The organism is Paraglaciecola sp., assembly GCF_039964565.1.
Lineage (GTDB): Bacteria > Pseudomonadota > Gammaproteobacteria > Enterobacterales > Alteromonadaceae > Paraglaciecola.
Map to the genome: position 1 here is coordinate 201,657 of NZ_JBDVXF010000043.1, position 16,146 is coordinate 217,802.

Annotated in this window: 12 protein-coding genes; 6 read left to right on the top strand and 6 right to left on the bottom strand. The window is 40.5% G+C overall.

Features of this window, described 5'->3' with window-relative positions:
• The first annotated feature begins 104 nt into the window (after window positions 1–104).
• From ABJK37_RS19155 to ABJK37_RS19170, 4 genes are all read left to right on the top strand, one after another.
• Window positions 105–578, top strand: coding sequence for a hypothetical protein (locus ABJK37_RS19155; protein ID WP_348357235.1), 474 nt, complete (start codon window positions 105–107; stop codon window positions 576–578).
• Between the two features lie 201 nt (window positions 579–779).
• Window positions 780–1,349, top strand: coding sequence for an ECF-type sigma factor (locus tag ABJK37_RS19160; RefSeq protein ID WP_348357237.1), 570 nt, complete (start codon window positions 780–782; stop codon window positions 1,347–1,349).
• 4 nt (window positions 1,350–1,353) lie between these two features.
• Window positions 1,354–4,020 carry a serine/threonine-protein kinase gene (locus tag ABJK37_RS19165; protein ID WP_348357239.1) on the top strand — a complete coding sequence of 889 codons (2,667 nt, stop codon included), beginning with the start codon at window positions 1,354–1,356 and terminating at the stop codon, window positions 4,018–4,020.
• Window positions 3,974–4,741, top strand: a complete 768-nt coding sequence (locus ABJK37_RS19170; protein WP_348357241.1) for a protein phosphatase 2C domain-containing protein — start codon at window positions 3,974–3,976, stop codon at window positions 4,739–4,741. Before ABJK37_RS19165 ends, ABJK37_RS19170 begins: the two co-directional genes overlap by 47 nt.
• Before the next feature lie 59 nt (window positions 4,742–4,800).
• Here ABJK37_RS19170 and ABJK37_RS19175 read toward each other — a convergent pair whose 3' ends face one another.
• From ABJK37_RS19175 to ABJK37_RS19190, 4 genes are all read right to left on the bottom strand, one after another.
• Window positions 4,801–6,147 (bottom strand): DUF1302 family protein, encoded by a 1,347-nt coding sequence (locus ABJK37_RS19175; RefSeq protein WP_348357243.1) that lies wholly within the window; start codon window positions 6,145–6,147, stop codon window positions 4,801–4,803.
• Between the two features lie 2 nt (window positions 6,148–6,149).
• Entirely contained in the window at window positions 6,150–6,983 is an 834-nt protein-coding gene (locus ABJK37_RS19180) for an outer membrane lipoprotein-sorting protein (RefSeq protein ID WP_348357245.1), read from the bottom strand.
• Entirely contained in the window at window positions 6,983–9,322 is a 2,340-nt protein-coding gene (locus ABJK37_RS19185) for an MMPL family transporter (protein ID WP_348357247.1), read from the bottom strand. The genes ABJK37_RS19180 and ABJK37_RS19185 overlap by 1 nt, the downstream gene beginning before the upstream one ends.
• Before the next feature lie 86 nt (window positions 9,323–9,408).
• Window positions 9,409–10,302 (bottom strand): alpha/beta hydrolase, encoded by an 894-nt coding sequence (locus tag ABJK37_RS19190; protein WP_348357249.1) that lies wholly within the window; start codon window positions 10,300–10,302, stop codon window positions 9,409–9,411.
• Between the two features lie 310 nt (window positions 10,303–10,612).
• Here ABJK37_RS19190 and ABJK37_RS19195 point away from each other — a divergent pair, with 310 nt between their 5' ends.
• Window positions 10,613–11,191, top strand: coding sequence for an ECF-type sigma factor (locus ABJK37_RS19195; protein WP_348357251.1), 579 nt, complete (start codon window positions 10,613–10,615; stop codon window positions 11,189–11,191).
• Between the two features lie 224 nt (window positions 11,192–11,415).
• The gene (locus tag ABJK37_RS19200; protein ID WP_348357253.1) at window positions 11,416–11,607 is read left to right on the top strand and encodes a hypothetical protein; all 192 of its coding nucleotides are present in this window, start codon (window positions 11,416–11,418) and stop codon (window positions 11,605–11,607) included.
• 128 nt (window positions 11,608–11,735) lie between these two features.
• Here ABJK37_RS19200 and ABJK37_RS19205 read toward each other — a convergent pair whose 3' ends face one another.
• Both ABJK37_RS19205 and ABJK37_RS19210 read right to left on the bottom strand, forming a co-directional pair.
• A complete protein-coding gene (locus ABJK37_RS19205; RefSeq protein ID WP_348357255.1) occupies window positions 11,736–14,396 on the bottom strand; it encodes a serine/threonine-protein kinase in 2,661 nt (886 codons plus the stop codon).
• A 201-nt stretch (window positions 14,397–14,597) separates the two neighbouring features.
• Window positions 14,598–16,130 (bottom strand): flavodoxin domain-containing protein, encoded by a 1,533-nt coding sequence (locus ABJK37_RS19210; protein WP_348357257.1) that lies wholly within the window; start codon window positions 16,128–16,130, stop codon window positions 14,598–14,600.
• Window positions 16,131–16,146 lie beyond the last annotated feature (16 nt).

The window sequence follows — 16,146 nt, forward strand, 5'->3', positions numbered from 1 at the left end:
AGTTTATGTCTGCTAGCAACCTCACAACTGGTAATTTTTTATACTTTTTTTCTACTAGAAATCAAGTCACTGATTATATACCACTAAAACAAAGGAATCTGATTATGTTAGGCAAAACTAAGGTAAGCACTTTAATGTTAATCTGCCTTGTATGGGAGACTGCGTTACAAGCACAGGTGACGCAAATACCAGAAATTTCAGCATTTTTACCCTCTATTACCGACGTGAAACCAAAAGAAGTCACTCCGTTAGATGGGCTATGGACCATTTCCAGTCTTGACAAAACCGTGCGCATTGACCGCGGCCGAATTTATGCAATCGACGGTTGGACCCATTTGTTCGTGTTAAAGATACAACCCGGCATGGTGGTCAATCACCCATTTAAACAACAATCTCTTGGAGTATTTGTGGGTGACGATCTGCCTTTGCAGGGATCTTTGAAGGCTGTTTTGACTGGTGATCGTATTCTTGACATCAACGTCGATGGAGCCCTTGGCCCAGTGAATTATCAGATGATCCCTCAGCAATTAGACGATTCTGACACCTTTAATCAACTTATTAAGGAGATTAGGCAATGAGAGCGCTAGAGCGATTTATTTTACGCGGTGCACATCTAAAGCGTGCAAATACCTAAAAAGTTATAGCTAAGGGGGCGTTCATGGCCTTGAAGTTTTTGGTTACCTTTGAGGTGCTTGTTTTTTATGCAAAAATAAAATACCTATCGAGGGCACTAAAATGCACAACTCGAATAGAAAATACTATGCAGGGAGTCAATTGTTATGTCTACTTTCTCAAATAAAATTGAGTCTTTACCAACGGAAATACAATCATTGGTGCTTGAAGAGTTGCATCGTATTGCTTCACGTTTTATGCGTGGTGAACAACAAGGTCATACGCTACAAGCCACAGCTTTAGTTAACGAAGCTTATTTAAAGTTGGCGAACAAAACGATGCATGTAGTAGACAAAAAACATTTTACCGCTATCGCTGCCCAGCAAATGCGTAGAATTTTAGTAGATCATGCGAGAGAAAAAAACGCCGCCAAACGTGGCGGAAATCAAGTAAAAGTGACACTAGTTGATCATCATGGTGATATCAATGCTCTTTGCGGACACAATCAACTTGAGTTGATTTACATTGACGAATTGCTAAATCAACTAGCGACATTTGATTCTCGTGCTTCGCAAATTTTTGAACTAAAACTATTTTCGATGTTAAGTCACCCTGATATTGCTGAATTATTACAGCTATCTCTAGCGACTATTGAGCGCGACATTCAGGCGGCTAAAGCTTGGTTTAAAGTGCAACTGCAAGCCGAAACGCTAAATTCATCGGTACCTGAAGGATAAATTCATGGATCAGCAAAAATGGTCTTTAATAAAAGATCTGTTCAATCATGCACAGACGTTGCCTAAAGAACAGCAACGTGGCTATGTCACTGAGCATAGCAATGGTGACTCTGAGATTATCGCCAATGTTTTGGAAATGTTAGGGGTAGATGATCAAAAACAAAGTCCCCCTAACTTAACTAATATTGTGGCTGCAACGGCATCAGATTTACTGTTGGATGAACAAGTTCTGCGGGTTGGTGATTTAGTCGAGCACTTTGAAGTTGTTGGCCCCATTGGAGAGGGGGGAATGGGCAGCGTGTTCTTAGCAAAACGAAAAGAAAACGACTTCGAACAGTTCGTTGCGATTAAGGTTATTCATCGTAAACATATCACTTCGCAAAATGTCAGACGCTTTAGGCGAGAACGGCAGATTCTAGCGTCTTTGAATCATAAAAACATTGCTAGTTTTATTGGCGGAGGCGAAACACAACAAGGCCAACCCTATATTATTTTGGAGTATGTTAAAGGGTTAACTATTACGCAGTATTGCCAGCAAAATAACCTGAACATTGAGCTGCGTATTGAACTATTTAAGCAGGTATTGGCCGCAGTTATTTATGCCCATCAAAACCTAATTGTACACCGTGATATTAAACCCAGTAATGTACTCGTAAATGCTCAAGGAGAGGTTAAACTTCTTGATTTTGGGATTGCTAAGCTTATTCAAGACACTAGCGAAAATTCCAATACTTCAGGTGATTTCACTCAAGAGTTTGCTCGCGTGTTAACGCCTGCTAATGCCTCGCCCGAACAAGTGCTTGGTAGCAATATTACTACCCGCTCAGATGTGTATGGTTTAGGTGCGCTGTTAATGCACTTGTTAACCGATGAACCTGTTTTCGACAGCACTGATTCTTCTAAAAGCAGTATTGAATCAATGATACTCGATAGTTTGCCAGTTCGTCCGAGCGTTAAATGTATGGCTTGCGACGATGAAAACATACGTAGCCGAGCAAAAGCCCTTAAAGGTGATTTAGACACAATTGTAATGAAGGCATTGCAAAAAGAGCCTGAAAGACGCTACTCGAGTACCGAACACCTGTTAGAAGATATTATTCGTCATCAGCAAAACTATCCTATTTCGGCAAAGCCTGACAGTGTGACCTATAGAGTGTCGAAATTCATTCAGCGTAACACCTTGAGTACCCTGTTCGTTTCATTGTTTGTGGTGAGTTTGTTAAGTGCCAGTATCATCATCATGCAGCAGTCTAAAGTCATTCAACAAGAGCGAGACTCGGCGGTACAACAAGCATTTGTCGCTAAAGAAACCGCCAGATTCATGACCAACATTTTTGATGCTGCCAGTCCTAACGTGCATGCGGGCGAATCCATTAGTGTCAAATCGGTGTTAGACCAAGCCGCCACAGATCTAGCAAACTTGCAGAATGATCCTTTTATCAAAGCGCAGTTAAGTATTACTTTGGCCAAAGTGTATAACCAGTTAGGTGAGTATCAACAGTCGTCAGGATTAATCGAACAGGCAGAGGGGTATGTGTCGGAGTCGACACGCACATCTGTGTTCAGTGGAGACATTTCCTTGAAGTACTTATTAGGGAATGAGAAGGGGAGCCTTTTATTAAATACCGGACAATATAAAGAAGCATTGCAATTGTTCAGTGCGCTTAGTGCCGATTTAGCCCGTGACCAGTTTCAGGGGCTGAGTTCTGATAATTTCGACTTATATTATATTTGGATTGAACATGGCTTAGGTAGTGCGTATTCCTACAATGGCCTAGAAGAAAAAGCGCTTGTGCATTATCAAAATTCTTTGACACGCTCTGAACAAGTTATTGCGATGGGTAAAGTGCATGTTGATGAATTGACCAAGGATTTGGCCAGTCGTTATTTTGGCTTAGGCCATTCGTTACGCCACACTGGAGATTTTGCAGCTTCAAGTGAAGTATTGTTGCGGGGCATAGAAATTGAAAAGTCACTCAATAGGCCGCCAAGTCTAGACTTAGCCCACGGCCTTAATCAACTCGCCAGTACCCTAACAAAGCTTGATGAATTTGACAAAGCAGAAGTCTATGCCCTAGAAGGTTTGCAGATTAGGCGGGATATTCTTGAATACGGCCATATTGAAATTATTGCCAGTACGGGCATGTTAAGCAACATATATGCAAAACAAAAACAATTTAGTAAAAGTATTGAGATGCGAAAAGACATGCTTGATATGGTTGAACAAGCTTTGGGTATTGAACATCCTTTTTACGCCACTGTCATGAATGCACTAGGTAAGTTACATATTTTGGTTAGCGATTATGACAGTGCCCAATCTTATCTGGTTAGTTCACATCAGAAATTTATAAGACTGTTTCCTGAAGGTCATAAACATATTGCAGATGTATTAACTACTTTAGGTGATTTAGCTTTGCATCAGGCACAAAATGATGAAGCGCTGATGACCCTGTCAAAAGCATTGAAAATGTTAGCGGAAAAAGCCCCTGATATAAGTCATTTGATGGCTAAAACCAACGCACTTTATGGGATCGCGCTATATCGTGACAACCAAGGTGAAAAAGCACTTGAATATGAAACCAAAGCATTAACCATTCTAAAAAACTTGTATGGCGAGGAAGGGAATGAGTACCAAGGGTTATATCAACGCATACAAGCTGCGAAGCTATAAAATGTATCACTCACATGGAAATACTCACAGTGGCTTAATTCGCGCAAACAACCAAGATGCTATTTTTATGGATGATACGGCGGGTATTTGGATAGTGGCAGATGGTATGGGTGGTCACAATGCGGGTGAAGTCGCATCGAATTGGGTTTGTGAGTACTTACCAAACGAAGTAAAAAATCAACCAATTACAGTTACTCAAGCCATTCAAAATGTTCATCAAGAACTACAGGAGCTAGGTTCACAGCGCCCCGAGTTTAAGGGCATGGGCACAACTATGATAATGGCAATTGTACATAAACAACATGTCGAACTTTATTGGAGTGGTGACTGTCGAGGGTATTTAGTGGGTCACGACACGTGTACCCTTGTAAGTAAAGATCACTCGGTGGTGCAAAACTTAATTGAATTGCAGGTGATTGATGAAAAAGCTGCGGCCCGTCATCCGCAACGGCATATTGTCACTTCTTGTTTAGGTGGTAATCATTCGAAACCTAAAATTGATACAATTCGATTATCGCTAAACGAAAACGATACCTTACTATTGTGTTCAGATGGACTTTACCGAGAATTAAGTGATAGGGATTTGTTAGGCATTATTAGCAATACCAATCACCCAACACCAGTAGCCGAAAGGTTAGTTAAACAAGCCAATCAACTAGGAGGGCGAGACAACATTTCGGCTGTGTTGATTACTAAAAATGGACTTGGGGAGGTAAATTAAAAAAGCCAAACATCGCTATTTGAGCTTTTTAGATGTTTTGCAGCCGATTCTCAGATTGTTCAAAAGGTATAGGTAGCTGCAAACCATAATCTTGAATTGTCTTTAAATTGACCAAATTGGCTGTTTTCGTCGCCAAACAACCAGTCTATGCCGCTGCGTAGTTTTAGCTTATCGGAGTATTCATAAACAAGTTCTGGGCGTAACACACCGTCCCGTTGATTGATGGTGCCTAACAACTCTACTTTAAATAATAAACGGCCATTTATGAATAAGCGCTGGGCTCGCAGTGTTAAAATCGTGTCTGTATCAGGGCGCAACAAGTCGAACTCCTGTGAATCGATATAATCAAGCGCCAGTTGTGCGTTTACAAACCATTGCTCTGGTGCGCTCCAGTCAATACCAAAACCGGCTAACAAGCGCTGTGCAACTGCAGACTGTAAAGGTGTATCACCTATAATATTAATAGGCTGATCAGGTATGTAGGCAAGTTCGCCACGTAACACTGTTTCACCTATCGTGGCATCATAGGTTGCGCCATATAGCGTGCGGCGCTGATAGTTAAGTTCTACAGCAATCTGTTCATTCATTGCTTGGAGAGTTGTTAAGCTGAGTATTGGGTCTGTATCTGGGCCTCTAAATAGTAAAAATGATATGTCACCTTCACCTAAAGGATGAGAAACACGCGCTCCAAATGTCGATTGTGCAAGACTGTTGTTGCGGTTTTGACTGCTTATATTAACTGGTGTATTGGTGACATCTACCCCCCCAGTAAAACGTGTTGAAGTAGTAAAAAACAACGTTCCAGGTTCTGCTTGTTGGGTTATTGTGCCATCTAGTGCAAATGAAGTGTCTAGTTTAAAGTTACCTATTTTATTGCGCCACCGTGCTCCCCACCTAGCTATACGTTCAGGTCTAACGTCAGTAAAAATAAAATCACGTCTGCGCACAGGATCAAAACGGTCGGTAATTTGAACTCCGTCTAACACTCCCCATGGCGTGACTTGTTTACCTAATGTAAAGCTATGAGCTCGTTTGCGCCATTGAATAAAGGCTCTATCTATTTCAAGACGAGTATGTTTTTTATCAACTAAAGGGCGACTCAGTGATGAATAACCATTGATTGTGCCTAAGCCAACATCATCATTAGCAAACTCGGCTCTTGCTTCAAGTTGGGCACTCCAGTTACGACTCAAGCTAAAACGTGTTTGTGAAGCGAGACTAAATCGCGAAAATTCTAGATCACCGTTGTGTAGATTAGTGCTAAATCTGTAGTCGATAGACCAAATGGTTGACGTATTTGTTGCCGCATATACTAAATTTGTAAGGCCTAAATATAATATGAGCATGACTAACAATGGGGGAGCCATATTTTCACCGGTTTTTTTAAAGGGCACAGTGACCAACATTGTTATTCACCTTCATCCAACAGCATAAGTGGTGCGCCATAAGCTAGCTCGTCGGCAGAGAGCAGGTTTGATGGTAGGTTAGGCAGGTATTGCATATCGCTAAGTACAATTTCCGTTTGATGGGACAGCTGTGAATTGAATACAGAAAAGTGAGTGGCTATCCAAGTTTCAGCAATCATTTCCAACTTTGAAATAGTGATTTCTTTTAACGGGGCATGATAAACATCGGTATATTTTATGTTTACTGGAAACCATGTGTCAGGGTCAATTTTAGATGTGAAACTTGCGTAGCCAAGTTCTTGTTTAATACCTTCATTTTTAGGCGTTCCTTGCAAAAAATAAAAGCTTTTGCCATTTTCTATTTGTTGTTCACCTAGACTAAAATCCCAATCTTCTAATGCAAACTTAAAGTTGTCTTTAATATCGCCATAACTTAAGTCGGTACCCATAAAGTAGTCACCTCTGCTAGATGCTGGCAGTTTTCGTACTCTGTCGGTCGCAGGCAGATATAACCAGTTTTGGTCTTGGCTGTTGCTGTTGTCGTGACTTAAAAAACTCGTGTTTTGTAGCCCAGCAGGTTTGGTAAAGTAAATGCCTATCTTAGTTTTAGCAGGCTCTTGAGAATGAACTAATAGTGCCGAGCGCTTACGTTCTGAGCCCGACTCATTTCGCATAATAAAATGCATGTAACCGACACGCGCTTTACTAGCTGAACGATTGACTATGTTTTCAGCGACCTCCATTGGACTTAAACTTGTTGCAGGTTCTGTCGCCTGTACGACGGATGAAAATAAGCACAGAAGGCTGATATTTATATATAAGAAAAAGTGTTTCATTAGCAGGTCCCTTTAACATTTACTAAAAACGGTTCTGTTTTACCCAAAGAGTAGAGTGCTGGTATGATAAATATTGCCCCTACTAAACTGCCTATAGCGGCTGAAGCCACCAACGTACCAAACCACTGCAATGGTGGCGCAGAGCTTAAGCACAAAACACATAACGCAACAGCTAAGGCCATTGCCGAAAATAAGCAGGCTCGAGCTGTCACTAAATAATCCCCTGTAAATGCCTCTTTAGTACTCGCACCTTGTTGTTTAGTTTGCTGAATACTCCAAATTAGGTGAATCGCAAAGTCGACACCTAAGCCGGTAGAAATGGCTGCCGTCATTGAGGTGGCAGGTGCAATGTCGATGCTAAACGCGCCCATAAAGGCGTAGGTAAATAACACACCAGTGGCAATGGGTACTAAACTTAACAACGCTCGTAAAAATGACCTAAATACTAACAAAGAGGCAAGGAACACAAACAATACTGCTAATCCCAAACCTTGAAAGTGTGATTCGGCTAATAGGCTCATCCAACCTACATTAACCGCAACCCTGCCGCTAACCTTGGCTTCTAGGTTGTTTTCAAGGGACCATTTGTGGGCAATATTATTAAAAAGAGCAACCGTGCCAACAACGTCGCTATATTTGTCGGTTGTGAGCTGCGTGCGTATCAATGCATACTGATAATTAAAATCAATTTCTTCGTTAAAGTCGCCAGGATCCCCCGAAGCTTCATACAAAAACATATATTGTGCGGGCGCATTACTAGCAGTTGGGAGACTGCCCTTTGGCGCATCAGTCAACACACTATGCATTAAGGTCATATAGTCGACAATTGAGGTGGTTTTTGCGACAAAGGGCTGCTCACTGAGTTTACTTTGTAAATCTGCGATCCCTGTCATGGCTTCTGGTGTCATTAACCCTCCCTCTTGCGGTGCAGATACCACTACGTCCAAAAAATTTAAGCCTTGTAAGCGTTCATTCATTGTTAGGTCGGCAATACGCACTTGTTCATCAGTTTGAAAATAACTTTGTCTTTGGTAATTAAAGTGAGCGTGAAGCGCAAAGTAAGACATAGTAATGATTAAAAAAGCCGTAATGCTGGTCGTCAGTACAGGTTTGTTAAACGCTTTTTGGGTGACAGTTTTAATGAAACGGTCGGTCAGGATAAACTCAGATTCAGTTCGCTTACTATTAGGTTGTAAGTTACTCAAAACAATAATCGCAGGTAAGGCCGTTAGGCTAAGTAGCCAAGCCATGAGTGAACCTATGGCTGCAAACCAACCAAACTCAGAAATGGGCTGTATGCTTGAACCTAAGGCTAAGCCCGTAAATCCAGCAACAGTTGTGATTGTAGTTAATGTGACTGGCAAAGCCGTATGTTCAAGTGCATCTAGCAAATTCTGCTGTCGTGTTTCTGTAATTTGAGAGCGGCACTTGTGTAAAAATATGCTTGATATGTGCAGGCTATCGGCGATAGCTATAGCCATTATAATGACAGGCAAAGCAGTAGTGATTAGGTAATATTCAGCCCCTAACCACCCCATCAAACCTATGGTCATTGCCCCAGAACCAGCGATAATATAGAAGGGACCAATCAAACCACGCACATTACGTAACGCTAACCAAATAATCACTAGGGCGGTGAATACCGCAGCAGGGATAAACTTGCGACTGTCTTGGGTAATCATCTGGGCTAACCGACCGTTCATAGATGCCACACCGGTAACATGGACTTTTAAATAAGGTGTAGACTCTGCATTCGCAATGGCTAGTATTTTACTATAGGTGTCGGTGGCGTGATTGGCATCTTCAACGGGAACAATCAAGGTTAACGTATCACCGCTTGGTGACGCCAATAATCCTCTCATCATACTCATGCTATTGACTCGTTCAAATGCTTGCTGTGCACCTAACATAGAAATTGGTCCGGAAGGTACAATTGGCTCTACAATTAAATCGCCATTTTCACCTCGAATAGCGCTTTCGTTGAGAATGCTAATAAAGTTTTGCTTTTTGACATTGGGTAAGGTGCTTATTTTTTTTTCTATACGGCGTAAGGTTTCGATGTTTGTTGGTGTAAATACGGACCCACTTTTCGGTACAACGAGGCCTACTATTATGGGATCTTCTAATCCAAAAATAGCCGCGGCTTGTTCTCTGGCGACTGAGGCGGGATGATTATGCGGGACAAAAGCATCTACCGATGATTCTTTGTGCACTTTGGCAATGCCCAACCCCAAAAGCAAAACTATTAAAAACGACCCAAAGGTTACCCGCTTGGGCCGCTGAATGACCCACTTGAAATAGCGAGTTTTGAAAGTGTTTGTGTCCATATATGTACTCATAGTGTTGCTCCGTGGCGTGCTGCGTTTTATCAAAATTTAAACACGTCCGTTTATACAAAGATGTCGAATAGTCAGTTGTGCTGACATTAAGCTAGCCCCAAAATATAATTAGTCGCTTCGCGAATAACCTGCGGGTCCTGTAAAATCTTTCTATGGCCTAGTTCACGGGTTTTTAAATAGCGGGCACCACTCCATGCAGCTGCCAAATGATTTCCATCAGCAACGGGTATCAAGCGATCGTCTTCATCATGAATTAACAAACCGGAGACGTTTATGCTTTTGATTAATTGGGTTATGTCGGTCTTTTTTGCTTCTAGGGAATAACGCTTTTTGAGTGTTAAAAAAAGCTTATTCATAATAGATTCGGATAGCCCTGTCACTGTGTTAAAGACTTGCAAGTGCTTGTCGAGAGACTTCATGGGGGCAATTAAACACAGCCTTTGAGGCAAAAAATCTCGGCTTTGGCTAAGTAGCAGTACAGTTGCGGTACCCCCAAAAGAGTGCGCCACAATACCAAATGGTTTTCCATAAACGCATATAACAAACTCTAGGGCCGATGCGAAATCACCTAAATGAGTGGCTTGTTTACTAGAACGACCATGGGAGGGCATATCAAAGGCAATGACCTTATATCCATCTTTAAGCAAGGGGGCAATAAACCCTTTCATCCATATAGAGTTACTCTCCCAGCCATGAACAAGATAAATAATTTTATCTCCACTGCCCCAGGTGTGGGTAACGATATAGCCATTTCGATAAGGTAAGGTCGCAGTTTGAAACTCATGTGGAAGTTCATTGACCCCATAAGGCCGACGCTTACGAGTGTGCATAAAGTGATAAAGAGCAATGTTAACACCCAGTGTTGGTAGGGCGTTGCAACAGAGCTGGAGAGCCGTTCTTTGTAGTTTTTGTGATAGATTTAGTGCATAGGTTTTGTCTACTCGATCGTTAGAGTATTTAGGAGCGATTGTTGTTGTCATCACGTTAATCCTTCAATGATAATGAATCTAATGAAAGGCTTCTTGAACTCATCGAACTGTGTTTTCAGAAGCCTTTTTATATGGGCTATATCAGTAAGCGACGGCTTGATGTAAAAACGACAACAAAATTACAAATAATTTAAAATGACCTCTTAGAGTGCTTTGTAAATACTATGTTATTTGCTTTATTCTGAGGTTGGGCTGTATATTTAGTTAGATTACCTACACTCTTACTTAATCGTGAATTACAAACCGAATAAACGTAGTAAGTTAGCCGTATTAAACACAATCAACTCATAGGCTTTTTTGAATGACTGCAAAAATTTGCAAAGAGAATATTACTGAATTGTTGGACCAATGGCAGAATGGTGATGAAGCGGCGTTGGCTAGTGTTAGTAATCTCGTGTATTCAGAGTTAGAAAGACGAGCTCGGGTTTATATGAGCCGAGAACGAGCGGGTCATACTTTAGAAACTGCTGCACTGGTAAATGAAGTGTTTTTAAATTTATTTGATGCGGATGTGAGTTTTGTAGATCGCCAGCATTTTTATACTTTAGCAAGCAGAACCATGCGCCGTATTCTAGTCGATCATGCCCGTAGTATTAGTCGCAAAAAACGCGGTGCGAATGCCTTGAAAATCACACTTAACACCCAGTTAAATGATGCTGAATTAGACATGACACAGTTTCTGTCATTACATAACGCATTAGAAAGTTTAATCGTATTAGATGATCGTAAGGCCAAAATACTTGAGCTAGAAACATTCGCCGGCTTAAGTATTCAGCATATAGCCGATTTATATACGGTATCAGTCAGAACAATAGAGCGAGAATTGAAGTTTTCTAAGGCTTGGGTGTATCGAGAGTTGGCACTTGAAGAGTCTACATAGCTGTCATTATTGATTAACCGCTACAGGGTTTAGCACCTTGGCATAGAGATACTTCGCTCTAAGGCTGTCTTGATTATCCGGATTAGGGGATCACCTTTAAGCTCTTTTTAATACAACCGTCCTAATCCCGCTCCGAGTTTTATTGACATTTTTTTGAACCATAGTAAGTTTGTTTAACTTATTTGGTTTTCGAATGAGTTGAATTATATTAGGGATAAATAAATATGAATAAGAAAAAATTATGTGTAGTTTTAACTTGTGTAGTCGGTATGTCTTTTACTAATTTTGCGTATGCTGAAGTAATTCCTGAACAATCAATATTTGAGCAATTATTAAGCTTTTTTGGTAATATGAATAACCCTCTTTATCAAGGTGATGGGAATAGAGGTGAAAACCCTCTTTATAAACAACAATAGGTAATCCCTGATACTAAGTGGGTTGAGCGAGAATCATCGTCTCACCCTGCATTTTCTCACCCTACTCGATGGCTTGTTTTTACACGAATTCAAGTACCAAGTGCGCGATCCTATCAATATTCTACACACTATTGAACATTGTCATTTGGGGTATGTTGTTGCATCAATTTTTTCAGTAATTGAATATTTTCGGCTAAGTTAGGGTAGTCTTGTTCGCTGTCTATTTGAGTCACTTCTATGGCCTGTTTAAGAAACTTTATGGCACTTAATGGTTGGTTGCTGATTAAATCGAGTGCCAATAATTCTGTGTATAAAAAGTAAAGTGATTCGGATTTGTCTTTAATATCAAACGGGGTAATTGTTGTAAACCTCCGCCATTTCTGCAGCACTGATGTATAAACTTCTCTGGCTTTATCTAGATTTCCGGACGCTTTGTAAAGCTTCCCTAAGGTGCGATATTCCAAAAGCGTTTTCTTACCAAGTTCACCATATTTGGCTGTTATATCATCGATGACTTCAAGTGATAACAAAATGGCTTCGTTGTGCAAAGACAGTTTTGATAACGTTTGGGCCTTGAACGTTTTTGTATTAAATACGTGAAAATGGTTTTCACCAATAATTCCAGGTAGGGTTTGCAGTGATTGATTTAAAATCTGCAAACACTCTGTATAACGTTCTTCCGAGCTTAATAATTTGGCATAGAGGTACTTCGCTCTATGGCTGTCTTGGTGATCTGGTCCTAACACTGAGTCGGTGAGCGTCATTAACTCTTCAACAAATGGTTTACTAATATCAAATGCCCCTTGCTCGTGATGAATAGTGATTAACCTTTCGAGTATATAAATGACCAAGGTATGTTTGTCACCCAAGGTTTCTTTTGCTAACGATAAAGCTTGATGATAAAAGCTTGTCGACGTCTCGATATCACCATATTGCTGATAATCATTACCTAAACTTGCTAATGCAAGTACCGTCATTTGGCTTTTCTCACCTAAATGTTTTTTAGCGCTTTCAAGCACTTGTAAATGAGTGTCAATAGCTTTTTGATGTTGCCCGGAGTTATTGTAATAACCACCTAGGTTGAGCGTATAACCTATAGTACGCTCGTGCTGTTCTCCCAATACTTGTTTAGCTTGGACAACTATGGTTTCTAATATGATACGCCTATCACTTTGCCGGTCTGCTCGACTATAAGCATTACTTAGCTCATTTAAGGCGGTGATATGTCCGTCTATATCTTTATCAGGAAACTTTTGGTAGAGCGCATTAGCTATTTCTAATTGTGCAATTGATTCTTGGAGCTTTCCAATTCGCATATAAATGTAACCAATTGTTCGGCGTATTTCAGCCAATACCATGGGTTGTTCAGCCAGTTCTGATTGTTCAGGATCGTTAAGTTTTTCGGTCGCCGAATCCAGTACGTTACGTACCGTTATTTCGTTACCTTGAGCCTTGTCGGGATCGATACTATCGAACATGTTCGTAATAAACTTAGTGACGGCCTTGGATTTTTGTTGTTCTGTCAGCGCAGTATCCCGCTCTTGCTGTGCAATATCTCGTTGAAGTTCTACTTGTGTTGATTGATACCAAATAGCAGCACTTGCACTGATTACTGATAAAAAAAGTACTATGCCCATGAGTGACGATAGTGCATTTCTTCTAAAAAACAGATAGCTATGATGAGGCCAACTAGGCGAACGGGCAAGCACTGGGTGTTGACCTAGCTTACGGGTTATATCTTCTGCAAAATCAGCTGCAGAATTGTATCTATCGCTGCTACTAGCTTGAATCGCTTTTGTGACAATGGCATCAAGGTCAGTATCAATGAGTTGCGCGGTATTTTTATAATAGGAAACTGGGTTATTGCTGGCCTTTTTACTTGGGATGGTGACTTGTTGAGCCTCAATGTACTCAAGTACTTTTTCTTTACTCGTTGCGTCCACAGGAAAGGTAATACTGCCTGTTAGCATTTTATATAAAACTGCGCCCAAGGAGTATATATCTGAAGATACACTTATGGTGCCTCCTGATATTTGTTCGGGGCTAGCATATTGTATGGTGAGTAAGCGGGGAGCGTCTGAACTTAATTCTGTCTTGTTTAATAAATGGGAAATACCAAAGTCCATGACTTTAGGCTCGCCGTCTTGGTTGACTAATATATTTTCGGGCTTTAGATCACAATGTACGACCAAGTTTTGATGGGCATATTGAATCGCGTCACACACCTTTACGAAAAGATTTAGGCGTTGTTTTAAAGTCAGTTGATGCTTTTCACAATATTGGTCTATGGGTAGGCCTTCGACATACTCCATAACTAGAAATGGGACCCCGCCTTCTGTTGTGCCGCCATCTATAAGACGCGTTATATTATTGTGTTCCAGATTAGCGAGTATTTGTCGCTCTTCTTTAAATCGGATCAACAAATACTCACTAGTGCTCATCGACTTTATGAGCTTAACAGCCACCCTTTTTTCATATTGGTTGTCTGCTCTTTCTGCAATATAAATTGCCCCCATGCCGCCCGTTTCGATGCATTTTATTAGTTTGTATGGCCCTGCCATAGTGCCGCTTAAATCTTGCTGGGAATCAAAAACACTATGGGTGACTTTTCCTACAATTTGGCCAAGCGCTTGGGTTTCTTGGGTATGTTTTAATAGGCTGATAATTGCCTGTTGAATGTCGGGTTCGTTTGCAAATTCTTGGGTGATAAATTCAAGTCTAGAATCAATAGGTAACTCTAGCGCTTTATGAAAATACTCCTCGATGGTTGGCCAGTTATCACTTTTCAAGATTATCTTCTACGTTTACATTCAATTTACAACCAAAGTAAACTATAAGTTTGATTTGTACAACAGGCACTTATGGTGTGAGGTAACACCGCAAATTTGCTTACTGATAGATTTTTTGAAACTTTTTAGGGGAGCATTCACAGCTGTTGTTTCATTTTTTTAGGATGTTGTTGACTCGCCAACTTATTACTTATGGTTAGCTTAATAAACATCCCGAATATAATGTCCTTGCTGTTGTAGTTTTTCAACAACCTTTTGTCCTAATATATCGAGTAAGGCTTGCTGAACACTTTCTCCCATACCTGATAAACAACCACATACATATATTACCGCGTCATTATCAAGCCACCGCTTGAGTAATAACTGTTCATTTTGCAGTATATTTTGTACATATTTAGGATGTTGGCTGTCTCGTGAAAAAGCACAGCTTAGTTTAGTCAGATTTTTTTCTTTTAAAGAAAATAAAAGTTGATTAATAGGTAATTGAGGATCGCTATTTCGTTCGCCAAAAATTAACCAGCTATCTCCAATGTCTGAGTTACCTTGTTGCTTAGCTAGTATTCGTGCTGCTAACTGGGCTTTTAAGCCGGCTATACCACTACCTGTACCAATCAATATAATAGGTTTGTTTAGTTGATGGTTATGATGCTGAGGAATGGATTTAATTTGCCCTTGGATTATGTCGCCCAATTGACAAAAATGTCCTAAGTAGCCAGAAGCCAAGCCTAAGGAGTTATCATTCTTTCTTAATAATCGTACCACTAATTGCAATTGTCCATTTTCAGAAACAGACGCAACTGAATAACTACGTTTACTTAAGTAAGGTAACTGTGCTAATAAGTCATCAATAATAGTTGGACAGGAATTCGGTAATTCTCTTACCGCAAGCCATGCTCTTAAGCTTTGTTGCTGCCCTTTGTAAGTTAATAATAAGTCGCCATCTAAGTTGTTCTTATCTAACCAACTTTCAACTCGATTGATGGGGTGTTGTGGTTGGATGTCGACTAAATCACCTGCTTGCCAAACTGGCGAAGCTCCAATACTTTTAAAACTAAGGTGTAATAACGCCTCGTCGTCATATCCAGGATTAAGTATTTCTCGGCCAGTTAATTGCCAATATTGTGGAGAAGAGACTGCTGTAATTGGTTGTGTGTCTTGTTGCAGATTCAGCCACTTAGGTGTGATGTCTGCTAAATGTGTATGCTGTTCATCATAATTGTCAACTGTGATGACGTCTTCTAATAACTCAGCTTTTGCCTCTAACATGACTTGGTTAACGTGAAAACCAAAGGCACAAAATTCAGGGTAGTTCCTATCACCTAATGCAATAACGGAATACTGTAAATGACTCAAAACCATAGAGCCCGCAGCAGTAGCTTGTTTTTCATCTGCTGCCGGTAATTCACTGGTGAGGTGTTTTGCGAAGAGGTTACCGTTGTCCGGGGCTTCTCCATCACCATAGGTACTTACTACAAACAGTACTTTTTTTACCTGTTTTAAATGCTCAAGAGTTACATTGTTTAATGTCATGACACTTGAGGTGGATAAACTCAAAGCTTGAGCACAATTATGGGCAATGGTTTGTGCATTACCTGTTTGACTGGCGTATACAACTAAAACTGAACTATTAAGTGTAGTGTCTACCCTTTGTCGTGCTTTGTGTAAACGCCACATAACACCACAAAGCACAAACCAAGCGACAATGAGTACAACTGTTAGATACAAGCTTTGCATAAATTTACTTTAATCA